Origin of the sequence: Solimonas sp. SE-A11, from assembly GCF_030345715.1 — a bacterium.
GTDB lineage: Bacteria > Pseudomonadota > Gammaproteobacteria > Nevskiales > Nevskiaceae > Solimonas_A.
Window position 1 is genome coordinate 26349 of the sequence record NZ_JAUASX010000020.1, and the last position, 25064, is coordinate 51412.

Consider the following 25064-nt stretch of genomic DNA (forward strand, 5'->3'; position numbering starts at 1 on the left):
GGGTACGCCCTTGAAATCCGCTTCGATCCTGCTGGCCTGCTGCCTGGCGCTGGCTGCCTGCCAGCGCGGCAGCGGCGAGAATTCCCCGCCGGTTGAACACAAGCCGGAGTCTGCCGAAGCAGCGCCCACGCCCACGACTGCGCCGCCCAAGCCGGACGACGAGGTGGGCTTCCGTGGCTTCGGCCCCGCGCATTTCGGCGATGGCGAGGCCGCCGTGCGCCTGGCCTGGGGCCGCCCGCTGAAGGCTTCCGGCAGCGAACCCAGCGCCTGCCTGCAGTTATTCCCCGATCCGCTGCCGCACCAGGGCTTCGGCACTTCGTTCATGCTGGTGGACGGCCGCTTCGCCCGTTTCGACGTGGACGAGGACCTGTATCCGGCACCGGGTGGCGGGCGGGTCGGCAGCACCGCGCAGGAACTGCTGCAGCGCTATGCCGGCCGCGTCGAGCAGATGCCGCACAAGTACGTGGAAGGGGCGAAATACCTCATCGTCCGGGCGCCCCAGGGCGACGCCAAGCTGATCTTCGAGGTTTCGCCGCAGGGCAAGGCGCAACGCTGGCGCGTGGGCCTGCCGCCGGCCGTGGACTACGTCGAGGGCTGTTCTTGAGGAACCAGCGGCGCGGCGGTTTCGTCCCATAGCCGCCGCGAGATGGCGGCATCGCGGCTGTCGGCGCTGGCGGGAGCCACGCGGCAGCTGCGGTAGTAGGCCCCGCCTACGGCCTCCGGCGCGGTGGCGCAAAGCAGCGTGGTCTGCGCGCCTTCCTGCGGTGTCAGCAGGAAGATCGCCTCCAGCGGCGCGAAGAAGCGCCGTACCGTCTCCAGCAGCGGGTTGCCGCTGAGCCCCTTGTCGGCAATGTTGGTGAACACCGCGCCCGGATGCAGGCTGAAGGCCTTGAGGCCCTGCGCGCCATGGCGCCGCTGCAGTTCCTGGGTGGCATGCACCAGGGCCAGCTTGGAATTGCCGTAGGCCACCCAGGAGTTGTAGGCCGGGCCACCCCCGAACAGGCCGGCATTGCTGCCGCGTGCGTGCAGCATCGACACCACGTTGATTACGCGCGCCTCGCCTTGCTTGGAGGCCGTCTGCAGCAGCAGCGGCAACAGGCGCAGGGTCAGCTGCATCGTGCCCAGGTAATTCGTGCGCCAGTGAATCTCGTGGCCGTCGACGAGCTTCGGTTCCTTCCACTGCGACAGCAGGTCCAGGTGGATGCCCGCGTTGTTGATCAGGCCATCCAGGCGGCCATAGGCAATGACGAAGTCCGCGAGCCGGTCCACCGAGCTGGCGTAGGCCAGGTCCAGGGCCAGGGGCTCCACCCTGCCGCTTCCCGGCGGGAGTGTTGCGCGCAGCGCCTGCGCCGCGGCATCCGGCTGACTGCGCGTGGTGACGAGCACGGTCGCCCCCCAGGCGGCCAGCGCCCGGGCGGTCTCGAAGCCGATGGAGCCCGGCGCGATGCCGGTGACCAGGTAGACGCGACCCTTCAGGTCGCGGGGCTGCGCGCTCGCCGCTCCGAACAGGCGGCGGCAGGCGCGGCCCAGCGCCGCCGTGTAGCGGCGCAGGCCCATGCTCAGGCGGCGTTGGCCTTCAGAAGCCCACGCTCGCGGGCCAGCGTCAGCGCCAGGTCCTCGATCATGTCTTCCTGGCCGCCGACCATCTTCTGGCGGCCCAGCTCCAGCAGCAGCTCACGGGCCGGGATGCCGTACTTGGCCTCGGCGCGGCGCGCGAACAGCAGGAAGCTGGAGTACACGCCGGCATAGCCCAGCGTCAGCGAGTTGCGGTCGATGCGGACGGGGAAGTCCATGATCGGCGTGACCAGGTCCTCGGCCACGTCGGAGATCTTGAACACGTCCACCCCGGTCTCGATGCCCATGCGGTTGCACACCGCCACGAAGACTTCCATCGGCGTGTTGCCGGCACCGGCGCCCATGCCGCCGCAGGCGCAGTCGATGCGGCGCGCACCGGCCGCGACCGCCGCGATGGAGTTGGCCACGCCCATCGACAGGTTGTGGTGGCCGTGGAAGCCGATCTCGGTTTCCGGCTTGAGCTTCTGGCGCGCCAGCGCGATGCGGGCGGTGACGTCGTCCGGCAGCATGTAGCCAGCCGAGTCGGTCAGGTAGATGCAGTTGGCGCCGTAGCTTTCCATCAGCAGCGCCTGCTCGATCAGCTGCTCCGGCTCGATCATGTGCGCCATCATCAGGAAGCCCACCGTATCCAGGCCCATCTTGCGGCCCAGCGCGATGTGCTGCTCGGAGACGTCGGCCTCGGTGCAGTGGGTGGCGACACGGATCGTGGTCACGCCGCAATCGGCGGCCATCTTCAGGTGGTCCACGGTGCCGATGCCCGGCAGCAGCAGGGCCGAGACCTTGGCCTGCTTCATCAGCGGGATCACCGCGCGCAGGTATTCCTCGTCGGTGGCGGCGGGGAAGCCGTAGTTCACCGAGGCGCCGCCCAGGCCGTCGCCGTGGGTGACTTCGATCAGCGGGCAACCCGCCTGGTCCAGGCCCTGGGCGATGGACTTCATCTGGTCGATGGTGATCTGGTGACGCTTGGGGTGCATGCCGTCGCGCAGCGACATGTCATGGACCTTGATCTTGATGCCCTTGAGGTTGAGGCTCATTTGAGTGCTCCTTGCCGCTTCATCTTTTTGCTCCCCTCTCCCACGAGGGGAGAGGGGACTGTTTGGTTACGCCGCTTCCAGCGTCAGCCGGCCCGCCAGGATTTCCTCGGCGAACATCTCGGCGGTGCGCGTGGCCGACGCCGTCATGATGTCGAGGTTGCCGGCGTACTTCGGCAGGAAGTCGCCCAGGCCCTCCACCTGCATGAAGCTGGTGACGCGGTTGCCGTCGAACACCGGGCCGTTGACCAGGCGGTAGCCCGGCACGTACTTCTGCACCTCGGCCACCATGTCGCGCACCGACTCCTCGATCTCCTTCTGCCTGGGCGTATCCAGCGTCAGGCAGTGGATGGTGTCGCGCATGATCATCGGCGGCTCGGCCGGGTTGATCACGATGATCGCCTTGCCCTCGTCGGCGCCGCCGATCTTGGCGACCGCGCCCGAGGTGGTGCGGGTGAACTCGTCGATGTTCTTGCGCGTGCCCGGGCCCACTGACTTGCTGGCGACCGTGGCGATGATCTCGGCGTACTTCACCTTCTGCACGCGCGACACGGCATAGACCATCGGGATCGTCGCCTGGCCACCGCAGGTGACCATGTTGACGTTCATCTCGCGCTTGCCGGCGTGTTCCTTGAGGTTGATCGGCGGCACGCAGTAAGGGCCGATGGCCGCCGGCGTGAGGTCGATCATCATCACGCCGAGCTTGTTCAGCTTGTCGGAGTTTTCCTTATGCACGTAGGCGCTGGTGGCGTCGAAGGCGATCTGCACGCCGTCGGCCTTCACATGCTCCAGCATGCCGTCCACGCCCTTGTCGGTGGTCTTCAGGCCGTGCTCGCGCGCACGCGCCAGGCCCTCGGAGGTCGGGTCCACGCCCACCATCCAGACCGGCTCCAGAACCTGAGAACGCTTCAGCTTGTAGAGCAGGTCGGTGCCGATGTTGCCGGGACCGATGATGGCGCACTTGATTTTTTTCATGGAGAAACTCGCTTTACAGAACGGATGTAGGAGCCGGCTTGCCGGCGACTGTCGCCAGCAAGCTGGCTCCTACAGGTGTTGGAATCCGGCCCGGGCTCATGCTTCGAAACCGATCGAGGCGGTACCGATGCCGGCGATGCTCATCTCGAAGCGGTCGCCCGCCACTGCCGGCAGCAGCGGCGCGAGCGAACCGGAGAGAATGACCTCGCCAGCCAGGAAGGGGATGCCGAAGCGGCCCAGCGTGTTCGCCAGCCAGGCGACCGCGGTGGCCGGGTGGCCCTGCACGGCCGCGCCGACGCCGGAAGCGACGTGCTGGCCGTTCTGGTGGATCTCCATGGTCGCCGCCGCCAGGTCCAGAGAGCGCGGGTCGATGCGGGCATCGCCCACCACGAACACGCCGCAGGAGGCGTTGTCGGCCACGGTGTCCTGGATCTTGATCTTCCAGTCGCGGATACGGGAATCCACGATCTCGAAGCAGGGCGCCACGTACTCGGTGGCGTCCAGCACCTGCTCCTCGGTGATGCCCGGGCCGCGCAGGTCCTTCTTCAGCACGAAGGCGATCTCGCCCTCGGCGCGCGGCTGGATCAGGCCGGAGCCGGCGATGCTCACCGTGCTGCCGTTGGCCACGTGCATGCGGTCGGTGAGGAAGCCGAAGTCCGGCTGGTGCACGCCGAGCATGTCCTGCACCGGCTTGCTGGTGACGCCGATCTTCTTGCCGATGACGCGCTCGCCCTCGGCCTCGCGGCGCGACAGGAAGCGCAGCGAGATACGGTAGGCATCGTCGATGTCGATGCCGGCCTCGCGGTTGGTCAGCGGCTCCAGCACGGAGCGCGAGCGTAGCGCGGCGAACAGTTCGTCGCCCAGCGCAATGATTCGGGATTCCGGGAGCGCCATCAGCCGTTCCTCAGGAAGTCGAGCACCGTCCGGTTGAATAGCCCGCGGTGCTCCATCATCACCCAGTGGCCGCACTGCGGCACCAGCACCATGCGGCCGTTCTTCAGGCCCTTGGCCAGGCGCATGATGCCGCTGTCCGGCATCATGTTCTCGTTGAGGCCCCACAGCGTCAGCACCGGGCAGGCGATCTCTCCCAGGCGCCCGGTCATCACCGGCACCTTCAGCGTCTTGATCACCTGCGGGTTCTGCAGCTTGGCCATCTCGGCGCGCTCATGCACCAGGTCGTCGGTGACCACGGTCGGGTCCACCACGAAGGCCTTGATGAAGAAGTCCTTCATCGCCGCCTCGGTCACCGGCTGGCCGGAACCGTAGAGCGCGAACATGGCCTTCATGCCCGGCATTTCCAGGTAGTCCGGCAGCTCGTTGAGGCCGCCGGGGGCCATCAGCACCAGCTTCTCGACGTTGTCCGGATGGGTGAGGGCAAAGCCCAGCGCCACGGCGCCGCCCAGCGAGTTGCCAACCAAGGTGGCCTTCTGCACGCCCAGGGCGTCCAGGGTCTGCTTGAGGCAGTCCACGAAGAAGGACAGGGGGTATTCGACGTCATCCGGCTTGTCGGAATAACCGAAGCCGATCAGGTCGGGCACCACGCAGCGGTAGCCGGCCTGGGCCAGCTCCGGGTAGTTGCCCTTGAAGTTGCTGTAGCCGCTGGCGCCGTTGCCCGAGCCATGCAGGAACACCACGACCGGGCCCTGGCCCTGGTCCTGGTAATGGATGCGGTAGCCGTTCTTGAGGGTAACGTACTGACCCTCGGGTACGGGTTTGCTGTTCATGGGAGCGGGCTTTCCGTCGGGCATGGTTTTCTGCCAGCGAATGGTCCTCCTCCGGGGCGGCTGCTGCTTCATCCTTTTGGAGTAAAGCTCCACCCCCTGCAATCGCCTAGGATGATGGCCAGAAAGGACTTTTTCGGGAGTTTTACGTGCAGCAGGGCAGGGTCGTACTGGTTACCGGGGGCGCCAAGGGCGTGGGTCGCGGCATCACCGAGCGCTTCCTGGCCACGGGGGCGCGGGTCGTGATCTGCGGCCGCGAGGCCCCCGCCGTGCTGCCGGAGGTGAACGGCAACACCGCCGAATTCGTCGCCTGCGACGTCCGCAACCGCGAGGCGGTTGACGCCCTGTTCGCCGGCATCGCCGAAAAGCATGGCCGGCTCGACGTGCTGGTCAACAATGCCGGCGGTGCGCCCTTCGTGATGGCCGACAAGGCCTCGCCGCGCTTCCACGAATCCATCATCGCGCTGAACCTGCTGGCGCCGTTCCACTTCGCGCAGAAGGCCAATGCCCTGATGCAGGCCCAGGACGGCGGCGGCGTCATCGTCAACGTCGCCAGCGTCTCGGCCCTGCGTCCCTCGCCGGGCACCGCGGCCTACGGCGCCGCCAAGGCCGGCCTGCTAAACCTGACCCAGTCCCTGGCCGTGGAATGGGCGCCCAAGGTGCGCGTGGTCGCGGTCAGCCCCGGCATGGTCCGCACCGAGCAATCCGACCTGCACTATGGCGACGAGGCCGGCATCGCGGCCGTGGCCAGCACCGTGCCGATGGCCCGCCTGGCCGACCCCGCCGACATCGGCAACGCCTGCGTCTGGCTGTCGTCGCCGGAGGCCTCGTATGCCTCGGGCACCAACCTCGTGCTGCACGGTGGTGGCGAGCGTCCGGCGTTCCTCGATGCAGCGCAGGTGAATAAGGACCAGTGAACAAATACTAAGGTCCCTGGCCGGTCGAACCATTAAGATTTCCGTTTGCCCTGGGACTGCCGGGGCACAAGGGAAGCGGGACGGGGAGGAGAAGGGATGATGCGTCGCTTGCTATGCCTGGGATTGCTGCTGGCCTTGACGGCCTGCGGCCGCAGTGACGAGCCCGCCGGCTCCGGCAATCCCCCGCCGGCCAGCGCCAAGTGCCGCCATTACAACGATCAGCGCCAGCCCTTCTTCGGCGACCTGCACGTCCACACCAAGTACTCGCTGGACGCCAACACCCAGGGCACCGTGATCGGCCCGCACGAGGCCTACCGCTTCGCGCAGGGCGAAGAGCTGGGCATCCAGCCCTACAACGCCGAGGGCCAGCCGCTGCGCACCACCCGGCTGTCGCGCCCGCTGGACTTCGCCGCCGTCACCGACCACGCCGAGCTGTTCGGCGAGACCGAGATCTGCACCAACCCTGAGCTGGAGGGCTACAACTCGCTGGAGTGCCGCTTCTACCGCGCCGCGCCGCCGCAGGCCTTCGTCGTCTTCAACCTTCTGGGCCCCGGTCTGTTCGGCCTGCCCTCGGGTGACGGCGAGAAGATTCCGCGCCTGCCGTTCTGCGGGCTCGGCGGCGAGCGCTGCATCGAGGCCGCCAAGACCCCCTGGCGCGACATGCAGCTGGCGGCCGAGGCCTACCTCGACCGCAGTGCGGAGTGCCGCTTCACCACGTTCGTCGGCTACGAGTGGACCGGCGCGCCGCTGTCCAACAACCTGCACCGCAACGTGCTGTTCGAAAGCGAGGTGGTGCCGGAGATTCCGCCCAGCTACCTGGAGACGCCCGAGCCGGAGCTGCTGTGGGAGGCGCTGGCCGAGCAGTGCCGCAGCGACCAGGGCTGCAACGTGCTGACCATCCCGCACAACTCCAACCTCGCCGGTGGGCTGATGTTCCGCGGCAAGGACCGCCGCGGCCGCAACTTCACCGAGGAGTACGCGCAGGCGCGCCAGTTCAACGAGCCGCTGGCGGAGATCTACCAGCACAAGGGCCAGTCCGAGTGCCTGGGCACCACCGGTGCCGGCCTCGCCGACGAGCAGTGCGGCTTCGAGCTGATCCCCTATCGCAACTTCATCGGCAGCCAGATCAGCCCCGCCGCCAGCGGCGCGCCGCTGGAGCGCGACTACCTGCGCGACGCGCTGAAGGAAGGCCTGCGCTACGAGCAGACCATCGGCGCCAATCCCTTCAAGTACGGCTTCGTCGGCAGCTCCGACACGCACCTGGGCACCCCCGGGCGCGTGCAGGAGCAGGACTATCCGGGCCACGGCGGCGCTGGCGCCAGTGCTCGCGACGATCTGCCGCCCGGTCTCACCGACCGCATCGAGAACAGCCCCGGCGGCCTGGCCGTGCTCTGGGCCGAGGAGAACACGCGCAGCTCGCTGTTCTCCGCCATGCGCCGGCGCGAGGCCTACGCCACCAGCGGCACGCGGCCGGTGGTGCGCTTCTACGGTGGCTGGAACCTGCCGGACGGCCTCTGCGGCAGCCGCAACTTCGCCGCCGAGGGTTACCGCACGGGCGTGCCGATGGGCGGTGACCTGCCGGCGCTGCCCGCCAGCGGCCTGAAGCCGCGCTTCGCCGTGTCCGCGCTGCGCGACCCGGGCGCCAGCGGCGAGAAGGTGGAGCCGCTGCAGCACATCCAGATCGTCAAGGGCTGGATCGCCAACGGCGAGAAGCACGAAGCGGTCTACGAGATTGCCGGCAACAAGGACAACGGCGCCTCGGTCAACACCGACACCTGCGAGACCTCAGGCGAAGGTTACGCCAGCCTCTGCAGCGTCTGGGAAGACCCGGACTTCGATCCTTCGCAGAACGCCTTCTACTACGCCCGCGTGCTGGAGAACCCCAGCTGCCGCTGGTCCACGCGCCAGTGCGTGGCCGCCGGCATCAGCTGTGCCGACCCGGATGCCGTGCCCGAGGCCTTCGCCGACTGCTGCAACGCCGACTACCCGAAGACCGTGCAGGAGCGGGCCTGGACGTCGCCGATCTGGTACAAGCCGGCGCCGTGAGGTCTGGAATGCCTGCTCCGATTCCTCACGAACCGTTCAGCCCGAGTGCCGCGAAGCGGTGTATCGAGGGCCGGCTGCGCACCCCGATATGCGCCGCTTCGCGTCGCTGCTCGGTGTGAACGGTTGGTGGAATCGTCATGAGACTCAAGCGCCTCCTCCGCCACCCCCTGCTGCACTTCCTCCTCCTCGGCGCCCTACTGCACCTCGCCCAGGCCTGGATCCCGCCGCCCACCGAACCGATCCGCGTCAGCGCCGCCGACGTCGAGCGCTTGCGCGAGGACTGGCGCCGCGACACCGGCCGCACGCCCGACGCGCAGCAGCTGCAGGCCAGCTACCGCCGCTGGCTGGAAGACGAGGCCCTGCTGCGCGAAGCCCTGCGCCTGGGCCTGGATCAGCGTGACCCGGTGGCGCAGCGGCGCCTGCTGATGAACCTGCGCTTCGCCTACCCGGAGTCGAAGCTGGACGACGCCGAGCTGCTGCGCGAGGCCGAGGCGCTGGAGATGCGCCAGAGCGACCTGGTGGCGCGGCGCAGGCTGATCCAGGCCATGGAGCAGCGCCTGCTGGCGCAGGCCGAGCCGACCGAGCAGGAGCTGCGCGACTATGTCGCCGCACACCCGCAACGCTATGCCGCGCCGGTGCGCTACAGCTTCGAGCAGGTCTTCCTGCAGCCCTCGCGCGGTGAGGCCGAAGCCGGCCGCCAGCTCGCGGCGCTGCGCGCCGGCGCCGAGCCGGCCGGCGATGCCTTCCTGCTGGGCCCGCAGTTCCGCGCGCTGACCCAGGACGAGATCGCGCGCCAGCTCGGCCAGCCGCTGGCCGCCGCGGTGGCGCAGGCGGCGCCCGGCGAGTGGACCGGCCCGGTGGCTTCGCCCTACGGCTGGCACCTGCTGCGCCTGCAGCAGCGCGAGGAGGCCGCGGGGGCGGACTTCGCCGCCGTGCGCCGCCAGGCCGCCTACGCGCTGCAGGCCGAGCGCCAGCAGCGCCAGCTGGCCGAGGCGCGGGCGCGCCTGCTGCAGCGCTACCGTGTCGACGCGGAGGCCGGCGTCGCGCCGGTGGTGTCATGAAGCGCTGGCTCGCCCTGCTGGTTTGGCTGTGCTGCGGCGCCGCCCAGGCTCATCCGCTGGCGCCGGCGCTGCTGCAGCTGCGCGAGGGCGTGGAAGGCCGCGTGGAGCTGCTGTGGCGCGCCTCGATCCTGCAGGCGGTGGGCGTGGAGCCGCAGTTGCCGGCCGACTGCGTGCGCGTGGAGGAGCCGCGCATCGACCGTGACGACCGCGGCGCCTATACCGCGCGCTGGGCGGTGCAATGCCCGGGCGGCCTGACCGGACGCAGCCTGTCGGTGCCGCAGCTCGAACGCGCCGGCATCAACGTGATCCTGCGCGTGGAGCGTGCCGATGGCTCGGTGGTGAAGACCCTGCTGGATGGCGCGCGCTCCTCCTACACCGTGCCGGCGCCCGAGGCCGCGCCCGCGGCCGCGCCCGCGGTATTCCCGTCCTACCTGCACCTGGGTGTGGAGCATCTGCTGTTCGGTTTCGACCACGTGCTGTTCGTGGCGGCCCTGGTGCTGCTGGTGCGGCGGCTCAAGCCCCTGCTGATCACCGTCACCGCCTTCACGCTGGGGCACAGCGTGACGCTGGGCCTGGCGGCGCTGGGCTTCGTCCGGGTCAACCCGGGCCTGACCGAGCTCGGCATCGCGCTCAGCATCCTGCTGCTGGCCTGTGAACTGGCGCGGCCCTCGGACCGCGCGCCGACCCTGCTGGCGCGCCGCCCGGCCCTGATGGCGGTGAGCTTCGGCCTGCTGCACGGCCTGGGCTTCGCCGGGGCGCTGTCGGAGGTGGGGCTGCCGGCGCAGGAAATCCCGCTGGCCCTGTTCGCCTTCAACCTCGGCATCGAGCTCGGGCAGATCCTGCTGGTGGTCGTGCTGCTGGCCCTGGGCCTGGCCTGGCGGCGCCTGCCGGCGGCAGCTCAGGGGCCGCTGCCGCGGCTGGTGCCGGTCTACCTGATCGGCGCCCTGGCGGCCTACTGGAGCCTCGAGAGGGTTTCGGGACTGGGCTTGTAGCGTTTCAGCCCATGGGCCGGCGGCGGCGAGCCCCCGCCCATGGTGTGATCCTTGCGTATCCCTGGCCTCCCGGGCCTGGATATCTCCCGATGCTTCGCCGCCTGATCGCGCTGCTCCTGGTGTTGCCGTGCTCCGCGATGGCGGCGGACGGAGCGGCCTTGTATGCGCAGCGCTGCGCGGTCTGCCACATGCCGCAGGGCCAGGGCATTGCCGGCCACGCCCCGCCGCTGACCGGCATGGAGGCCTGGCTGGCCACGGAACTGGGGCGCAGCTACATCGCGCGCGCCGTTGTTCACGGGCTGGCCGGGGAGATCAAGGTTCACGGGCAAAGCTATTCCGCCCTGATGCTGACCTTCCGCTGGCGCCTGGGGGACGAAGACCTGGCCGCGGTGCTGCGCTACGTCGCAGAGACCATCAACCAGCCGGCGGCAGGCTATGAGCCCATCGGCCTGGAAACGCTGCGCGCCGCGCGAGCGGCATCCGGCCGCGATGTGGATACCCTGGCCCTGCGCGCCCAACTGCCCGAACGCTGAGGCCGGCAACGCCTCGGGCCAATAAAAACCCTCCCCCGCTAGGCGAGGGAGGGCGCGGATGCTGGCCTGCCCGGCCCTACGGCAGCCCGATGACGCCCTGCACGGCCTGGATGATCAGCGCCCACCAGCCGGTGACGAACAGGCTGGAGAGCAGCAGTTCGCCGCGGCGGCTGCGGGCCTTGAGCTCTCCGGCGGCCAGCGGTTTGGCGCGGTCCAGCAGGCTCAGGGCGAAGTTGGCCGGCATCAGGATCATGAATTGGGCCAGCGTGGACAGGATCGGGTTCATGGCGGTTCCTTTGCCGGGAGGGGTGGGGTTTGCCTCCCTTGCTGTCTATTCAACGGCAGGAACGCGCCGGAATTCAGTCGGCAAAACCTACTGGTTCATGCCGTCATCGTTCTGGCGCTACCGCTTGTCCGCATGAGGGCCTGTTAACCCTACCGCGACCGCTGCGACGGAGATCGCTTTGGCGCAGGGCTAAGTCCCGTCACGCGCCGTGTATTCAACGTACATCAGCGGGGCTGGACAACGCCATGCGCCAAAACGATCCTGCCCTCCGGGTGCCCCCGTCTTTGCCACCATGCGGTGTTGGTCGTCGGGCACTTGGAACCACCAAGCTCCCTCCTCCCGTCGTGCCCGTTAGCGAATACAGGGGCATCGCAGCGATCGCGGCAGGGTTAACAGGCCCTAGGCCGAAAACGCCTTGCGCAGCGCGGCCGCGCTGCGCTCCAGGGCCTCGTCGGCGGCGCCGATGGCCCCCAGCATGTTGATGAAGCCGTGGATCTGCCCGGGGTAATCCAGCACCTCCACCGGCACGCCGGCCTCGCGCAGCTTCCCGGCATAGGCCAGGCCCTCGTCGTACAAGGGGTCGTAGCCGGCCACCAGCACCGTGGCCGGCGGCAGGCCGCGGAAATCGCTGGCGCGCAGCGGCGACACGCGCGGGTCCGCGCGCACGGCCGGGTCGGGGGTGTACTGGTCGCCGAACCAGCGCATCAGCCCGGCGGTCAGGAAGTAGCCCTCGGCGCGGCTGCGGCGCGATTCCGTCTCGGCTGCGAAGTCGGTGGCTGGGTAGATCAGCAGTTGGTGGCGCAGCGCCGGGCCGCTGTCGCGGCAGAGCTGCGAGACCACGGCGGAGAGGTTGCCGCCCGCACTGTCGCCGGCCACCGCCAGCCGCGCGGGATCGCCGCCCAGTTCCGCTGCGTGCGCATGCACCCAGCGCAGGGCGGCCAGGGCGTCGTCCAAGGCGGCGGGGAAGGGCGCTTCCGGCGCGCGGCGATAATCCACCGAGACCACCACGCTGTCCGCGCGTCGGCACAGACAGCGGCAGACATTGTCGTGCGTATCCAGCGTGCAGCCGACGAAGCCGCCACCGTGGAAGAACACGGTCACGGGATGGCCGCCCATCGCACCCGGGCGGTAGATGCGCAGGCGCAGGCCGCCGCCGGGCCCCGCGATCTCGCGCTCCTCCACGGCATGCACCTCGTCCCCGGCGGCGAACAGGCCGCTGCGGTCCATCACCGCGCGGTAGCCCTCGCCGGTGAGCGTGGCGAAGTCGAAGGGGCGCAGGCGCGACAGCGCCTGCAGCATGGCCTGGGCCTGCGGGTCGAGGGTCATGGATGCTCCGGAAGCGGGAATGTCCCGAATCCTAGCGTGCCAGGAAGCCCCCGTCGGCGGCCATCAGGGCACCGTTGACGTAGGACGCGCGCGGCGAGGCCAGCCACAGCGCCAAGTCGGCGATCTCGCGGGCCTCGCCCGCACGGCCGGCCGGCACCGCCATGGCCATCATCTGCCGTCCCTGCGCGGCGCCCAGCACGTCCTGGGTCATCGCCGTCTCTATGAAACCGGGGGCGATGGCATTGCAGCGGATGCCCTGGGCCGCGTACTCCACGGCCACGGTCTTGGTCAGGCCTACCACGCCATGCTTGGCGGCGACATAGCCCGGTACGCCGGCAAAGGCGATCTGCCCGGCGATGGAGGCCGTGTTGACGATGCTGCCGCCGCCGGTCTTCAGCATGGAGCGCACCTGCGCGCGCAGGCAGTAGAACACGCTGGAGAGATTGATCGAGATGATGCGGTCCCACAGCTCCAGCGGGTAGTCCAGCGTGCCCGGCGGGATCGGCCCGTCGGAGATGCCGGCGTTGTTGAAGGCGATGTCGAGCCGGCCGTAAGTCTTCTCCGCCAGGTCCACTAGCGCCGTGCACTGCTCGTGTTTCGAGACATCGCAGCGCTGGAACACCGCAGCGGGCAACTCCGCCGCCAGCGCGGCGCCGGCCTTCTCGTCGATGTCGGCCAGTACCAGCTTGGCGCCTTCCTCGGCGAAGCGGACGGCGGCGGCGCGGCCGATGCCGCTGGCGGCGCCAGTGATGATGGCGATCTTGTCTTTCAATTCGTTCATGGATGACTCACTTCGATATCCGTTCGTGCTGAGCCTGTCGAAGCATGAACGGAGCGCGCAGGGACGGTCCGCCCGTGCCTTGGCAGGCCCGGCACGAGCAGACGGGAAAATTCGGGAAACTAGCTCAGCGCGACGACGCTGTTCAGCAAGGTGCGCACCAGCTTGGTCTGCCGCGTCACGCCGGTCTTGCAGAAGATGAAGCGCAGGTAGGTGCGCGCCGTGGTGCGCTTGACGTTGAGCTTCTCGGCGGCCTCTTCCACCGTGAGGCCATCGGCCAGGCACTGGGCCAGCGCCGCTTCCATGCGCGTCAGCCCGAAGAGGCGGCGGATCGCTTCCTCGGAGGCCTTGCCGCTGCATTCCGGATCGCGCAGGAACATCACCGCCACCGGGCGACGCGAGCTGTCGTGCGGCCAGTTGCTGACCGGGGCCGGCTTCACCACCACGCCCAGGTTCATGCGGCCGGAAGGGCGCGTTACCGACATCGCCTCGATCAGGCCCGGGTCCACCGGCGCGCCGGAGCAGACCTTGCGGATGATGCGCTGCAGCTCGCGGCCTTCGTCGTTGCGGTCCAGGCAGATGGTGTCGCCCTGCACGCGCATGCCGTCCTTCTCGTTGAGTATGCGGCGGGCCTCGGGGTTGATCTCGATCACGTCGCCGTTATGCGCGAAGCTGACCGTGCCCAGCAGCATGCGGTTGACGGTGCCGGCATAGAGCTGGCGCTCGCATTCCAGGGTGTCGATCTGCGCATGCAGGCGCACGGCGCGCTTGAGGTGCGGCAGAAGCGCGCGGCACAGCGCCTTGTCGCTGTCGGAGAAGGGAGGGGCGTCGGCCGAGCGCGACACGCGGAAGCGGCACTCGATGCCTTCCTGCGTGCGCAGGTCGGCGCCCACCAGGTGCTCCACGTTCATCGGGCGCAGGTACTCGCGGTACAGCGCACTGCTGTTCCAGCGGTTGGCGCCTACCAGTTCCTCCGGCGTGATCACCTGGTCTTCCGGCAGGCCTACGAAGGGATCGAGCGCGAAGAAATGGTTCTGGTAGGACTCGGTGGCATCCGCCGCCGCCGAATCGGTGTTGAGCATGAAGCCGGCGGATTGCGAAGACGGCGGACGCAGGATCATGGTCACGTGCATCGCGCCGAAGGTCTGCTGCAGCAGGCGCAACGCCGTCTGCCAGGGTGCAGCCTCCATCGGCCCTTCGTAGATCGCGTCGAACAGCGCGTTGAGACGGTCGAACTCCATCGACACGCCACCGCCGGCGATCAGGCCTTTCGGCATCCGGCTCGGGCGGGATTCGCCCGGAGTGATCAAGCGCAGCATCTTGTTGTCCTCCTCGCGCCGGAGACGGGGGCACCGGCGACTACAGGATTAACCGGGATACCAGACCCCGGATTCGTCTGAATTGATGAAACCTTGGTGACCGGGACTCACCTGGCCTGGGAGCCGAAGGCGCGGCGCAGTTCCGCGGCCGCAAAGTCCAGCGCCGCATCGGCCGCCGGGATCGGACCCAACATGCTGATAAAGCCATGGATTTGCCCCGGCCAGCGCTGCAGCACCGCGGGCACCCCGGCCAGCCGCAGCGACAGGGCATAGGCCTCGCCCTCGTCGCGCAGGGGGTCGTACTCGGCGGTCACGATGGTGGCCGGCGCCAGCCCGCCGAAGTCCTTGGCCCGCAGCGGCGAGGCGCGCGGATCGGTCGCATCGCCGCCGCCGCTGAGGTACTGCGCGCGGAACCAGCGCAGGCCCTCCGCCGTCAGGAAGTAACCCTGGCCGCAGGCCGCATAAGACGCCGACTCCTCCGCCAGGTCCGTCACCGGGTACATCAGCAACTGGTGCTGCAGGCTCCAGCCGCGCGCCCGGGCCTGCTGCGCCAGCACCGCCGCGAGATTGCCGCCGGCACTGTCACCGGCCAGGGCGATGCGCTGCGCGTCGCCGCCGATCTCGCCGGCATGAGCACGCAGCCACTCCAGCGCCGCCATTGCATCGTGCACGGCGGCAGGGAAGGGGGCCTCGGGCGCCAGGCGGTAATCCACCGATACCACCAGGGTCTGCGCTCGCACCGCCAGGCAGCGGCAGATGTTGTCGTGCGTATCCAGGCCGCAGGCCACGAAGCCGCCACCGTGGAAGAACAGCGTCAGCGGCAGCGGCCCGGGCACGTCCGGGTAGTACAGCCGCAGCTTCAGCGGGCCGCCGGGGCCGGCGATCTCGCGGTCCTCGCTGCGCGCCACGGTATCGCCGGGGCCCAGCAGGCCATCGCGGCCGGCAATGCCGGCACGGTAGCCGGTCGCCGTCATCGTGGAGAAGTCGGGCGCGGCATAGGCGGCCAGCGCCTTGAGCATGCCCTCAACATGGGGGTCCAGCGTCATTGTCGATATCTCCTCGTCCGTGTCATGGCCGCACTCTGCGCGCTCGTTTTGCGGCGCGGTATCTCAAAACGGACGACATAAAAGCGACGAAGCCGGAGCCGGGTGCGCTTCCGATACTGGCTCCAGAACGCCGCCCCTTATGGGCGCGCGAGTGTCCTTGAGGAGAGCTGCCATGAGATTTTCCCTGATCTACGAAGCCCAGACCACCGATGCCTCGCGCGCGGGCGACCGCCGCGTGTTCGACGAGATCGTGGAGCAGGCCACGCTGGCCGAGCAGATGGGTTTCGACGTGATCTGGTGCGTGGAACATACCGCCCTGACCCACTACGCCCACATGAGCGCACCGGAAACCGTGCTGGCCTTCCTGGCCGGCAAGACCAGCCGTATCCACCTGGGCCATGGCGTAGTCTGCTTGCCGCCGGCAATGAACCACCCGGTGAAAGTGGCCGAGCGCATCGCCACGCTGGATCTGCTGAGCCATGGCCGCGTGCACTTCGGCGTAGGCAAGGGCGGCACGCAGCAGGAAGCGGGCACCTTCGGCTATAACCTGGCGACGCTGCACCCGCAGATCGACGAGGCGATGTACCTGATCCCCAAGATCATGGTGCAGGACGAGATCGAGCACGACGGCGAGTTCATCAAGATCCCGCGTCGCCCGATCCACCCCAAGCCCTACCAGGACCCGCACCCGCCGATGTACATGGCCTGCACCAACACCGACACGCTGACCCGCGCCGGCCAGCGCGGCATGGGCGCCCTGGTACTGGGCTTCGGCGGCCCCGAGGACGTGGCGAAGAAGAACGAGGTCTACCGCACCGCCTGGGCCTCGCGAAAGGCCGAGGACCAGGTGGGTTTCCGTCCCAACCAGCATCTCGCCGCCCTGTGCCCGACCATCGTGCTGAAGGACGGCCAGCAGGCCCGCAAGATCGGCATCAAGGGCCAGCGCTACTTCATGGAGTCCCTGGGCCACTGGTACGGCGCCGGCCCCAAGCCGGACCCCTCGAAGTGGGACGACGACGTCACCACGCACGACGCCGACGGCAAGGACGTGATCCGCACGCAGTTCGCCTCCGAGAAGGTCAGCTTCGACTTCAGCGACCCCAGCATGATGCTGATGAACCCCAACCATGCCTACGGCACGGTGGAGGACTGCATCGGCTACGTCCAGCGCCTGATCGACGCCGGCGCCGACGAGATCCTGTTCATCTGCCAGATGGGCACCATCCCGCAGTGGGCGCAGCTGGAGACGCTGCGCAACATCGGCGAGCACGTGATCCCGCATTTCCGCGCGCAGCCGAAGAAGGCAGCCGCCTAGTGGCCAAAAACCCCTCGCCCGCTTGCGGGAGAGGGGCCGGGACGAGGGCATGGATGCCCGAGGTAGGGCAACGCAGGAGCAGTTGCCGAGAGGGTTTCTGTAAATCCAGCAAGGGCGGGCCCGGGCCTGCTCTACAGAAACCCTCTCCCGCACGCGGGCGAGGGAATCACCCGCTGCTGCATTCGGATGAGTTCCCCCACCCCGTAAGTCTGAGACAGTCGTCCCACAAGACCAGAAGGGGAGAACAGCCATGCGCAGGCTCGAGAACAAGGTCATCGCGGTGGTAGGCGCCGGCTCCGGCATCGGTGCGGTCACCGCGCAGCGGCTGGCGTCGGAAGGCGCCTCGGTGGTGGTGGCGGACATCAATACCGCCAGCGCGCGCTCGGTGGCGGCGGGCATCGTCGCCGACGGCGGCCAGGCCACCGCAGTCCACTGCGATATCGCCGACGAGGCCAGCGTCGCGGCCATGGTGCGTGCGGCCGTGACCGCCTATGGCGGGCTCGACGGCATCCACGTCAACGCCGCCGACATGCGCGCGATCCTGTCGGACGGCGACGCGCTGGAGGTCCCCCTGGACATCTTCGACCGCACGCTGTCGGTCAACTTGCGTGGCCACCTTCTGTGCACGCGCCATGCCCTGCCGGAGCTGCTCAAGCGCGGCGGGTCCATCGTCTACACCAGCTCCGGCGCGGCCGACATGGGCGAGCCCACGCGCGTGTCCTATGCCGTGAGCAAGGCGGGCCTGCAGGCGCTGATGCGCCACGTCGCCTCGCGCTGGGGCAAGCAGGGCATGCGCGCCAATGCCATCGCCCCGGGCCTGGTGCTGACCGAGCAGCTGCGCGACCACTTCCCCGAGGACCTGCGCCAGGCCACGCTGGCCATCACGCGCAGCCCGCGCCTGGGCACCAGCGAAGACATCGCCGCGATGGTGGCCATGCTGATGTCGGACGACGGCGCCTGGATCAACGGCCAGGTGATCGGCGTCGACGGCGGCGCGAAGTTTCGCTGACGAGGAGCCGACCCGGCGCTGGATGGTGTAGGAGCCAGCTCGCTGGCGACCTGTTCCCCCGGTCGCCAGCAAGCTGGCTCCTACAGGGCGACCTTTTCACGGGATCGGAAGTCAGCGCGCCAGCGTCAACCGCGCCGGCACCGCGGGCAACGCCGCCTGCGCCGCCACGATGCGTTGCAGGCGTGCCAGCACGTCCTCCGGCAGCGGCGCCGAGCGCCGCGTCGCCAGGTCCACGTGCACGTCGATCTGCTCGCCCACCGCGGCACGCATGTCGCGGTCCAGGTTCCACAGCTCGTGGAAGAAGTGGATGCGCTTGCGGTCCACGCCCAGCAGGCGCGAGCGCACCTCCACCTGCTCGCCCAGGCGCAGTTCGCGCTCGAAGCGGAAGTTGCTCTCCACCACCATCTTGGACAGCCCGCGCGAGGCCACGTAGTTCCGCCCCAGCTCCAGGTGCTCCGTCACCTCCACCTGTGCCCGGTAGAGCACGTGGTAGTAGCGCTCCACGTTCATGTGGTCGTTGACATCGATCCACTCCGCCGGCACGGTGGCGCGGTGCAGGCGGAAGGGCTGGGCGAGGGCGGGGTCCGGGCTGTTCATGGGGCCAGTCTGCCGCCTGCCCGGTTCCGGCGGCCTCGTCCGAATGCGGGCGCCCGGTGCTATCGTGACGCCCGCCATGAACGAACCTGCCGCCCCCGAACCCACCGGCCCTGCCGAGATGCTGGAAACCCTCAGCCCCCCGGGGCCGGCCACGCGCCGGCGCCTGGTCGCCCTGAGCGGGCTCTGGCCCTTCCTGCGGCCCTACCGCAAGCAGGTGGCCCTGGCCTTCCTGCTGCTCTGCGCGGCCTCGGTGGTGATGCTGGCGGTGCCGCTGGCGGTGCGCCAGCTGATCGACCACGGCTTCGTCGCCGGTGCCGCGGTCAACCAATACTTCCTGGCGCTGTTCGGCATCGCCCTGGTCTGGGGCGCGACGGTAGCGGCGCGCTTCTACTACGTCAGCTGGATCGGCGAGCGCGTGACCGCCGACCTGCGCGATGCGGTCTACCGACGCATGCTCGAGCAGTCGCCGCAGTTCTTCGAGACCACCCGCACCGGCGAGGTACTGTCGCGCCTGACTGCGGACACCACCCTGGTGCAGACGGTGGTGGGCTCCTCGGTCTCCATGGGCCTGCGCAGCTTCTTCCAGTTCATCGGTGGCCTGGTGATGCTGGCCGTGACCAGCGCCAAGCTGTTCGCCGTGACCCTGGTGCTGTTGATACTGGTGGTGTTGCCGCTGATCCTGACGGCACGCGGCGTGCGGCGCCTGTCGCGCGAGTCGCAGGACCGCATCGCCGACACCTCCGCCGTGGCCGGCGAGATCCTCAACGCCATCTCCACCGTGCAGGCCTTCACCAAGGAAGCCGACGAGGGTCGCCGCTACGGCGCCGCGGTGGAGGACAGCTTCGTCTCGGCGATCCGCCGCACGCGCCTGCGCGCGGTGATGACCACCATCGCCATCAGCGGCGTCTTCGGCGCCGTGGTCTTCGTGCTGTGGCTGGGCGCCCAGGCCGTGATCGCCGGCAGCATGAGCGCCGGCCAGCTCGCCTCCTTCATCCTCTACGCCGGCTTCACCGCCGGCGGCATCGGCGTGATCGCCGAGGTCTGGGGCGACATCATGCGCGCCGCCGGCGCCACCGAACGCCTGATGGAACTGCTGGCCGCCGAGCCGGCGATCCAGGCGCCGGCCCTGCCGCTGGCCCTGCCGCCGGCCCGACAGGCACGCCTGAGCTTCGAGAAGGTGAGCTTCCACTATCCCTCGCGGCCCAAGTCCGCGGCCCTGGACGACATCAGCCTGGAGGTGCGCGAAGGCGAGACCGTGGCCCTGGTCGGCCCTAGCGGCGCCGGCAAGACCACGCTGTTCCAACTGTTGCTGCGCTTCTACGACGTGGGCGGCGGCGCCATCCGCTTCAACGGCATCGACCTGCGCCAGCTGGACCCCGCCGTGCTGCGCGCGCAGATCGGCATCGTGCCGCAGGACGCGGTGATCTTCTCCGCCGACGCCATGGAGAACATCCGCTACGGCCGTGCCGGCGCCAGCGATGAAGAAGTTATCGCCGCCGCCCGCGCCGCGCTCTGCGACGAGTTCATCATGCGCCTGCCGCAGGGCTACCAGACCTTCCTCGGCGAGCGCGGCTTGCGCCTGTCCGGCGGGCAGAAGCAGCGCATCGCCATCGCCCGCGCCATGCTGCGCAACCCGCCCTTGCTGCTGCTGGACGAGGCCACCAGCGCGCTGGATGCCGAGAGCGAGGCCCTGGTGCAGCAGGGCCTGGAAGCGGCCATGCGTGACCGCACCACACTGATCATCGCCCACCGCCTGGCCACCGTGCGCAAGGCCGACCGCATCGTGGTTTTGGAGCACGGCCGCATTGTGGAGACCGGCACGCCGCAGGAACTGCTGCAGCAGGGTGGGCTGTATGCGCGCCTTGCGAGCCTCCAGGTGGTAGGAGACTGAACATGCGTACTGTGGTGCGAGTGTGGGTGTTGTTCTTTCTTCTGGCTTCCATTGGGTACGCCCAAGCGGACATGAAATCCCTTGCCAAGAGGGGGCGCGCTATCCAGGACATCGTGTTCTGTGGACATATGGGCAGGGAGACCGAGGGCGGACCACTGGATCAAGCCGATCTGCAGAAGGTTTTGCATAGGGCAGAGGATGGCGTCGCTGGCTGCCAGATGCTACTGGCACGCTGGTACGAAATGGGTGAACGTGTTTCGGTTGACCACGAACGGGCTTGGCTTTGGTACTCGGAGGCCGCTGTTGAGGAACCACGAGCACTTGTGGCACTTGGCAGAATGACGGAGCTGGGCCGTGGTCGACCTGCCTCCAGCGCGGCCGCCCTGCATTACTACCGCCAAGCAGCGGAAGCTGGAGTGCCTATCGGACAAGTCGCGTTAGGGCGGATGTACGCGAATGGCTCGGGCGTGACCAGGGATCCTAGAACGGCTGCAGAATGGTATCGCAAGGCCGCTGCACGATGGAGTGATGAAGCCTGGGCGGAACTTGATCTTCTCGAGGACCGTTATGAAATATTCACAGCCGAAGAGAAGCAGTCAGATTGGCGCAGGTGGATCGATCTTTTGTGGGCCCGTTCGCGCAGTCGCTTTCAAGGGGCGAAGGAGCTCCGCGGTTATTCCCAAAACAGATCCGCGCTGCTCCAGCTCGAGTATAAAAAAGGCGCTAGTCGCCCAGAAGTCACCACGCTAAATAGCTCAGGGGATGTTGCCTTCGATCAGATTGTGATGGCGATTGCTAGTCGTATCGAAATGCCGGCTCCACCCATTTATGCCGTAAATCGACCAAGCATGATCGTGCAGCTCCCGGTCACCAGTCAGCCGGAGGTGCCAGCTCCTGTTACATCGGAGTAAGGTCCCATGCTCACCCATGACCTGAATGGGATTGCCATGGAGCGCAAGAAACGGAGGGTTCGGGGTCACTGCCTGCGCTAGAGTTTTCGCGTTTGGCACAGGGCACATATGTTGCAATCGAAGTTGAGCGAACGTGTGGAAAGTCAGGACTGGCCGAGCATCCTGTCGGAACTGGATGCCCAGGGCTGGTCCTGCCTACCCTCACTGCTGGCGCCGGTGGAATGCACGGCTCTGGCGGCCCTGTACGACGAGCCGGCGCGTTTCCGCAGCCGCGTGGCGATGGCGCGCCATGGCTTCGGCCAAGGCGAGTACCAGTACTTCCGCTACCCGCTGCCGCCGACGGTGGCGGCGTTGCGCGAGTCGCTGTACCCGCGGCTGGCGCCGCTGGCCAATCGCTGGAACGAGACCATGGGGCTGGCGGCGCGCTACCCGGAAGACCTGCAGGAATTCCTGCAGCGCTGCCACCAGGCGGGCCAGCAGCGGCCGACGCCGCTGCTGCTGCGCTACGGACCGGGCGACTACAACTGCCTGCACCAGGACCTCTACGGCGAGCAGGTATTCCCGCTGCAGGCGGCGGTGCTGCTGTCGCAACCGCAGCGGGATTTCCAGGGCGGCGAGTTCGTACTGACCGAGCAGCGGCCCCGGCGGCAGTCGCGCGTGGACGTGGTGCCGCTGATGCAGGGCGACGCCGTGATCTTCGCCGTGCATCACCGGCCCGCAGCAGGTAGCCGGGGCAGCTATCGCGTCAACCTGCGCCATGGCGTCAGCCGCCTGCGTGCAGGGCATCGCCATACCCTCGGCATCATCTTCCATGACGCCAGTTGAGCAGCCTCCTGTCGTAGGAGCGGCCATTGGCCGCGATGTGTCGGTCGTCATGTCCGCCCTCCCTCGCGGCTGACAGCCGCTCCTACAGCGAGTCGGTAGCGATCAATGCCGCAGGCTCACGGTTCGCTGCTTCCAGTCCGCCGACTGCCAGCGATAGAAGCTGCTGAGGTGCGCCGGCTCCGCCGCGCTGCGCTCGGTTGCCAGCGTCGCCAGCGACACCAGTTCGTAGCTGCGGGTCCAGCGGCCGTCCACGCGCGCCTCGCGCGCCGCCAGCATCTGCTTGCCGCCCGGCACCCAGCCGGCGAACTCCACGTAGCCGACCCCGGGCTCCGTCGCCGCCGGCGGCAGTACCTGCACGTTCCAGGCGCCGTCCTGCTGCGTGAAGACCCACAGCTCCAGCCAGGTATCCAGCGGCTGCACCGCCAGGGCCAGGGCCTTGCCGCCCGCGTCGGCACGGGCCGAGGCATTCCAGACGCGGCCATAGGTGCAGCGGCGCAGCAGCGGGTTCTGCGCGTCGTTCTTCGGCCCCGTCAGCAGCACGCAGGTCTCGCCCGGCTGCCCGGCGACGGTGGTGATCGCCAGCTTGCCGGCAGCAGGCGGCGAGGCAGGTTCCATGGCCCAGCGCGAAGCGCCGACACGCACGGCCGCCTCGGTGTAGGCGCGCTGGTCCTCCTCCGGCAACTGGGTGCGATCCACGCCGGCCAGGGCCTCCAGGGCACGCACTTCCGCGGCGGCCGCGGTATTGGCACCGTCGGCCCTACGGGCATGGGCGTAGGCCAGCGCCGACCACACGCCGGCGCGGCGCAGCCGCACCCGGTTCTTGGTCGGGCCGTCCAGCTCCGCGAGGTCCACGCGGTCCAGCAGATCGGCGCGCCACTGGTCCAGCTGTACCCGCGCCAGCGGAGCCGTTGCCGGGTCGATGCAGTCGTGGCGGGTCAGCGCCAATACCGCACGCGCCCGTTGCGCGGGCGCGGCGGGCAGGGTCAGTACGCGGCGGAAGGCGTCGCCGTCGTAGCAGAGCTGGATGCGGCCATCCTCGCGTTCGAACTGCGTCCAGGCCACGCCGTAGCGGCGGGTCACGTCCAGGTGCGCGGCGGTGCGTGCCTCGTCGGCCTTGAGCTGCTTGCCGGAGGCCCGGCGGGCCAGGCGCTCGGCCATGCTGCCCAGGGCGTCGAAGGGCTCGGCGTCGATATCCGCGGCCGGCGCGGCGCGCAGGTAAGCAGCGGCATAGGCGATGCCCAGGGCCTCCTGGCCCGGGGCATCGCGCAGGAAGCTCAGCACCGCCAGCAGTTCCGGCGCCTGGTCCTCGTCGAACTCCAGGCTGCGGACCTGCGGCGCGCGCACCCAGCCGCCGCGCTCGCGCTGGTGGTCCCAGACCTGCAGGAAGCCCAGGCGCTCGCCGCGCACCTCCAGCGTGTCGCCCTGCCAGAGCTGGGCCTGCTGCTGGGCCGAGTCGCGCGGGGCGGCGCGCAGGGCGGTGTCGTCCTGCGCGACGATGGCCAGGGCGGTGAGGGCAGCGAGGATCATTGCTCCTCCTCGGTCGCGGTGGCCACGGCGCGCGGCTGGTTCTGGCCCAGCAAGGTAGAGCCGATGAAGCCGCCACCGGCCGGCGGCGAGGCGATGATCACCTGCACCTTGTCGGACAGCTTGTCGGCCATGGTCTTCTGGATCAGCAGGGGGTGCTTGCTCAGCAACTGGCCGTCGCGCTCCATCTGCGCGCTGGTGACCTTGCCGACCTGTTCCAGGCGATAGGTCTCGGCGTCCGCCAGCTTGCGGCGCGAGTCGGCCTCGCCCGCAGCCTCCACGCGGCGCGCCTCGGCATTGCCCTCGGCGTAGCGGATGCGCGAGGCCTTTTCCGCCTCAGCCTCCAGCTTGCGCTGCTCGATCTGCTTCTCCTTGAAGGGCAGCACGTGCTTCATCGCCTCCTGCTGCGCACGGGCGGCGATCACCTGCTCGTTGCCGGCAGCCTCGGCCGCCTTCTCGCGGCGGACCTTGTCGGCCTCGGCCTCCAGCGCGGTCTCCTTCACCTGCTGGTCCTTCAGGGCTAGGGTGTACTGCATCTTCTCGGTGGCCAGTTCTTCGGCCAGCATCTGGTCCATGCCGCTGCGGTATTCGCGCGGCAGGTCCACGTTACCCAGCTGCACGTCGCGCAGCAGGATGCCGTCGGCCGCCAGGCGCGGCTTGAGCTCGGCGACGATCTTCTGCTGGATCTCGGCACGCTTGCTGGAGAAGATTTCCTTGACGGTGTAGGCCGTGAAGATGCGGTAGATGACGCCGTGCAGCGCCGGCTCCACCACGTCGTGGTCGATGTTCTCCGGCAGCTGGCGCGCGATCTCGCTGACGCGCTTCGGGTCCAGGGCGTAGCGCAGGCTCAGGTCCACGCCCAGGGATAGCCCCTCCTTGGACTGGAACGGCGCGGCGCCGTCGGCGCGGGCGCTCTCGGCCGGGCGCAGCACGCGGTCGCGCAGGGAGTAGCGGTGCAGCTCGTGCAGGCCTGGCACCACCATCACCGGGCCGGCGGCGTAGGCCGCCTGGCTGCCGGTGACGCGGTTGCTGCGCATGGCGACCTCGCCGGACTCCACCGTCTGCACCGGCGGATGGCGGTAGCCGCCATAGACCGCGGCGGCGATCAGCCCCAGCGCGAACAGCCGCCCACGCTGGCGCCAGGCGCCGCTGGCGGTGGTTTCCGCCGCCCCGCCGAGCTTCTCCCGCCAGTCCGGCTGGTGAGCCGGAGGCTCTGACTGCGCATCTTCCTGAATCGGTTCCTGCATGACCCTGCTCCCTGAAAGCCCGGACCGGAATGCGGCCTTCCCCGGCCGCCGCAGCGGCGGCCCGGTGAGGACCGCTGCTGGGGAGGCAGTCTGGGCCGGTGCTGTGCGCCGGCCGTGGCGGCCTCATGCAAGAGCGGCG

The 25064-nt window shown here is 69.0% G+C and carries 24 protein-coding genes; 11 read left to right on the forward strand and 13 right to left on the reverse strand.

The window, feature by feature from the left end; translation table 11 throughout:
- Nucleotides 1-10: 10 nt before the first annotated feature.
- Nucleotides 11-604: a hypothetical protein gene (locus tag QT386_RS18980; RefSeq protein ID WP_289275321.1), complete on the forward strand. Its 594-nt coding sequence runs from the start codon at nt 11-13 to the stop codon at nt 602-604.
- Here the strand turns inward: QT386_RS18980 and QT386_RS18985 are convergent.
- From QT386_RS18985 to QT386_RS19005, 5 genes are all read right to left on the reverse strand, one after another.
- Nucleotides 583-1557: an SDR family NAD(P)-dependent oxidoreductase gene (locus QT386_RS18985; RefSeq protein ID WP_289275322.1), complete on the reverse strand. Its 975-nt coding sequence runs from the start codon at nt 1555-1557 to the stop codon at nt 583-585. The genes QT386_RS18980 and QT386_RS18985 overlap by 22 nt on opposite strands.
- Nucleotides 1558-1559: 2 nt before the next feature.
- Nucleotides 1560-2609, reverse strand: coding sequence for a 4-hydroxy-2-oxovalerate aldolase (gene dmpG, locus QT386_RS18990; RefSeq protein ID WP_289275323.1), 1050 nt, complete (start codon nt 2607-2609; stop codon nt 1560-1562).
- A 66-nt stretch (nt 2610-2675) separates the two neighbouring features.
- Nucleotides 2676-3581: an acetaldehyde dehydrogenase (acetylating) gene (locus tag QT386_RS18995; RefSeq protein ID WP_289275324.1), complete on the reverse strand. Its 906-nt coding sequence runs from the start codon at nt 3579-3581 to the stop codon at nt 2676-2678.
- Nucleotides 3582-3677: 96 nt separating this feature from the next.
- Nucleotides 3678-4475: a fumarylacetoacetate hydrolase family protein gene (locus tag QT386_RS19000; RefSeq protein WP_289275325.1), complete on the reverse strand. Its 798-nt coding sequence runs from the start codon at nt 4473-4475 to the stop codon at nt 3678-3680.
- Nucleotides 4475-5305 (reverse strand): alpha/beta fold hydrolase, encoded by an 831-nt coding sequence (locus QT386_RS19005; RefSeq protein WP_289275326.1) that lies wholly within the window; start codon nt 5303-5305, stop codon nt 4475-4477. Before QT386_RS19005 ends, QT386_RS19000 begins: the two co-directional genes overlap by 1 nt.
- 146 nt (nt 5306-5451) lie before the next feature.
- On the opposite strand from QT386_RS19005, the gene QT386_RS19010 reads away from it, so the two are divergent.
- The 5 genes from QT386_RS19010 to QT386_RS19030 all read left to right on the forward strand — a co-directional run bounded on the left by QT386_RS19010 (nt 5452) and on the right by QT386_RS19030 (nt 10851).
- Nucleotides 5452-6219: an SDR family oxidoreductase gene (locus QT386_RS19010; RefSeq protein ID WP_289275327.1), complete on the forward strand. Its 768-nt coding sequence runs from the start codon at nt 5452-5454 to the stop codon at nt 6217-6219.
- A gap of 96 nt (nt 6220-6315) precedes the next feature.
- A complete protein-coding gene (locus tag QT386_RS19015; RefSeq protein ID WP_289275328.1) occupies nt 6316-8265 on the forward strand; it encodes a DUF3604 domain-containing protein in 1950 nt (649 codons plus the stop codon).
- A gap of 137 nt (nt 8266-8402) precedes the next feature.
- Nucleotides 8403-9326 (forward strand): peptidylprolyl isomerase, encoded by a 924-nt coding sequence (locus QT386_RS19020; protein ID WP_289275329.1) that lies wholly within the window; start codon nt 8403-8405, stop codon nt 9324-9326.
- The gene (locus QT386_RS19025) at nt 9323-10318 is read left to right on the forward strand and encodes a HupE/UreJ family protein (protein WP_289275330.1); all 996 of its coding nucleotides are present in this window, start codon (nt 9323-9325) and stop codon (nt 10316-10318) included. Before QT386_RS19020 ends, QT386_RS19025 begins: the two co-directional genes overlap by 4 nt.
- Nucleotides 10319-10407: 89 nt before the next feature.
- On the forward strand, nt 10408-10851 hold the full coding sequence (locus QT386_RS19030) for a cytochrome c (protein WP_289275331.1): 444 nt from the start codon (nt 10408-10410) through the stop codon (nt 10849-10851).
- 76 nt (nt 10852-10927) lie between these two features.
- Here the strand turns inward: QT386_RS19030 and QT386_RS19035 are convergent, their stop codons facing one another.
- From QT386_RS19035 to QT386_RS19055, 5 genes are all read right to left on the reverse strand, one after another.
- Nucleotides 10928-11137 carry a hypothetical protein gene (locus tag QT386_RS19035; protein ID WP_289275332.1) on the reverse strand — a complete coding sequence of 70 codons (210 nt, stop codon included), beginning with the start codon at nt 11135-11137 and terminating at the stop codon, nt 10928-10930.
- 399 nt (nt 11138-11536) lie between these two features.
- The gene (locus QT386_RS19040; protein ID WP_289275333.1) at nt 11537-12463 is read right to left on the reverse strand and encodes an alpha/beta hydrolase; all 927 of its coding nucleotides are present in this window, start codon (nt 12461-12463) and stop codon (nt 11537-11539) included.
- 31 nt (nt 12464-12494) lie between these two features.
- A complete protein-coding gene (locus tag QT386_RS19045) occupies nt 12495-13244 on the reverse strand; it encodes an SDR family NAD(P)-dependent oxidoreductase (RefSeq protein ID WP_289275334.1) in 750 nt (249 codons plus the stop codon).
- A gap of 119 nt (nt 13245-13363) precedes the next feature.
- On the reverse strand, nt 13364-14560 hold the full coding sequence (locus QT386_RS19050) for a helix-turn-helix transcriptional regulator (protein WP_289275335.1): 1197 nt from the start codon (nt 14558-14560) through the stop codon (nt 13364-13366).
- Nucleotides 14561-14667: 107 nt separating this feature from the next.
- Nucleotides 14668-15606 (reverse strand): alpha/beta hydrolase, encoded by a 939-nt coding sequence (locus QT386_RS19055; RefSeq protein ID WP_289275336.1) that lies wholly within the window; start codon nt 15604-15606, stop codon nt 14668-14670.
- A gap of 172 nt (nt 15607-15778) precedes the next feature.
- Here QT386_RS19055 and QT386_RS19060 point away from each other — a divergent pair, with 172 nt between their 5' ends.
- Together QT386_RS19060 and QT386_RS19065 are read left to right on the forward strand one after the other, a co-directional pair.
- Nucleotides 15779-16921: an LLM class flavin-dependent oxidoreductase gene (locus tag QT386_RS19060; protein ID WP_289275337.1), complete on the forward strand. Its 1143-nt coding sequence runs from the start codon at nt 15779-15781 to the stop codon at nt 16919-16921.
- A gap of 250 nt (nt 16922-17171) precedes the next feature.
- Nucleotides 17172-17930 carry an SDR family NAD(P)-dependent oxidoreductase gene (locus QT386_RS19065; RefSeq protein ID WP_289275338.1) on the forward strand — a complete coding sequence of 253 codons (759 nt, stop codon included), beginning with the start codon at nt 17172-17174 and terminating at the stop codon, nt 17928-17930.
- Between the two features lie 111 nt (nt 17931-18041).
- On the opposite strand, the gene QT386_RS19070 is transcribed toward QT386_RS19065, so the two are convergent.
- Nucleotides 18042-18527: a thioesterase family protein gene (locus QT386_RS19070; RefSeq protein ID WP_289275339.1), complete on the reverse strand. Its 486-nt coding sequence runs from the start codon at nt 18525-18527 to the stop codon at nt 18042-18044.
- Between the two features lie 118 nt (nt 18528-18645).
- Between QT386_RS19070 and QT386_RS19075 the strand changes: the two genes are divergently transcribed.
- The 3 genes from QT386_RS19075 (at nt 18646) to QT386_RS19085 (ending at nt 22154) form a co-directional block, all read left to right on the forward strand.
- Nucleotides 18646-20418 carry an ABC transporter transmembrane domain-containing protein gene (locus QT386_RS19075; protein ID WP_367401467.1) on the forward strand — a complete coding sequence of 591 codons (1773 nt, stop codon included), beginning with the start codon at nt 18646-18648 and terminating at the stop codon, nt 20416-20418.
- 2 nt (nt 20419-20420) lie between these two features.
- On the forward strand, nt 20421-21329 hold the full coding sequence (locus tag QT386_RS19080; protein ID WP_289275341.1) for a tetratricopeptide repeat protein: 909 nt from the start codon (nt 20421-20423) through the stop codon (nt 21327-21329).
- A gap of 108 nt (nt 21330-21437) precedes the next feature.
- Nucleotides 21438-22154 (forward strand): 2OG-Fe(II) oxygenase, encoded by a 717-nt coding sequence (locus tag QT386_RS19085; RefSeq protein ID WP_301334406.1) that lies wholly within the window; start codon nt 21438-21440, stop codon nt 22152-22154.
- Between the two features lie 102 nt (nt 22155-22256).
- Here the strand turns inward: QT386_RS19085 and QT386_RS19090 are convergent, their stop codons facing one another.
- Complete coding sequence (locus QT386_RS19090; protein WP_289275343.1) at nt 22257-23681, reverse strand: hypothetical protein; 1425 nt, start codon at nt 23679-23681, stop codon at nt 22257-22259.
- Nucleotides 23678-24925, reverse strand: a complete 1248-nt coding sequence (locus QT386_RS19095; protein ID WP_289275344.1) for an SPFH domain-containing protein — start codon at nt 24923-24925, stop codon at nt 23678-23680. Before QT386_RS19095 ends, QT386_RS19090 begins: the two co-directional genes overlap by 4 nt.
- Nucleotides 24926-25064: the final 139 nt, after the last annotated feature.

What these genes read in the sequence shown, in the direction of transcription:
- QT386_RS19020 (WP_289275329.1), top strand. Translation starts at nt 8,403, where the DNA reads ATGAGACTCAAGCGCCTCCTCCGCCACCCCCTGCTGCACTTCCTCCTC.
- QT386_RS19090 (WP_289275343.1), bottom strand. Translation starts at nt 23,681, where the DNA reads ATGATCCTCGCTGCCCTCACCGCCCTGGCCATCGTCGCGCAGGACGAC.
- dmpG (WP_289275323.1), bottom strand. Translation starts at nt 2,609, where the DNA reads ATGAGCCTCAACCTCAAGGGCATCAAGATCAAGGTCCATGACATGTCG.
- QT386_RS19075 (WP_367401467.1), top strand. Translation starts at nt 18,646, where the DNA reads ATGCTGGAAACCCTCAGCCCCCCGGGGCCGGCCACGCGCCGGCGCCTG.
- QT386_RS19005 (WP_289275326.1), bottom strand. Translation starts at nt 5,305, where the DNA reads ATGAACAGCAAACCCGTACCCGAGGGTCAGTACGTTACCCTCAAGAAC.
- QT386_RS19050 (WP_289275335.1), bottom strand. Translation starts at nt 14,560, where the DNA reads ATGCTGCGCTTGATCACTCCGGGCGAATCCCGCCCGAGCCGGATGCCG.
- QT386_RS19045 (WP_289275334.1), bottom strand. Translation starts at nt 13,244, where the DNA reads ATGAACGAATTGAAAGACAAGATCGCCATCATCACTGGCGCCGCCAGC.
- QT386_RS18995 (WP_289275324.1), bottom strand. Translation starts at nt 3,581, where the DNA reads ATGAAAAAAATCAAGTGCGCCATCATCGGTCCCGGCAACATCGGCACC.
- QT386_RS19080 (WP_289275341.1), top strand. Translation starts at nt 20,421, where the DNA reads ATGCGTACTGTGGTGCGAGTGTGGGTGTTGTTCTTTCTTCTGGCTTCC.
- QT386_RS18985 (WP_289275322.1), bottom strand. Translation starts at nt 1,557, where the DNA reads ATGGGCCTGCGCCGCTACACGGCGGCGCTGGGCCGCGCCTGCCGCCGC.
- QT386_RS19055 (WP_289275336.1), bottom strand. Translation starts at nt 15,606, where the DNA reads ATGACGCTGGACCCCCATGTTGAGGGCATGCTCAAGGCGCTGGCCGCC.
- QT386_RS19060 (WP_289275337.1), top strand. Translation starts at nt 15,779, where the DNA reads ATGAGATTTTCCCTGATCTACGAAGCCCAGACCACCGATGCCTCGCGC.
- QT386_RS19035 (WP_289275332.1), bottom strand. Translation starts at nt 11,137, where the DNA reads ATGAACCCGATCCTGTCCACGCTGGCCCAATTCATGATCCTGATGCCG.
- QT386_RS19095 (WP_289275344.1), bottom strand. Translation starts at nt 24,925, where the DNA reads ATGCAGGAACCGATTCAGGAAGATGCGCAGTCAGAGCCTCCGGCTCAC.
- QT386_RS19070 (WP_289275339.1), bottom strand. Translation starts at nt 18,527, where the DNA reads ATGAACAGCCCGGACCCCGCCCTCGCCCAGCCCTTCCGCCTGCACCGC.
- QT386_RS19025 (WP_289275330.1), top strand. Translation starts at nt 9,323, where the DNA reads ATGAAGCGCTGGCTCGCCCTGCTGGTTTGGCTGTGCTGCGGCGCCGCC.
- QT386_RS19085 (WP_301334406.1), top strand. Translation starts at nt 21,438, where the DNA reads ATGTTGCAATCGAAGTTGAGCGAACGTGTGGAAAGTCAGGACTGGCCG.
- QT386_RS19000 (WP_289275325.1), bottom strand. Translation starts at nt 4,475, where the DNA reads ATGGCGCTCCCGGAATCCCGAATCATTGCGCTGGGCGACGAACTGTTC.
- QT386_RS19015 (WP_289275328.1), top strand. Translation starts at nt 6,316, where the DNA reads ATGATGCGTCGCTTGCTATGCCTGGGATTGCTGCTGGCCTTGACGGCC.
- QT386_RS19030 (WP_289275331.1), top strand. Translation starts at nt 10,408, where the DNA reads ATGCTTCGCCGCCTGATCGCGCTGCTCCTGGTGTTGCCGTGCTCCGCG.
- QT386_RS19040 (WP_289275333.1), bottom strand. Translation starts at nt 12,463, where the DNA reads ATGACCCTCGACCCGCAGGCCCAGGCCATGCTGCAGGCGCTGTCGCGC.
- QT386_RS19065 (WP_289275338.1), top strand. Translation starts at nt 17,172, where the DNA reads ATGCGCAGGCTCGAGAACAAGGTCATCGCGGTGGTAGGCGCCGGCTCC.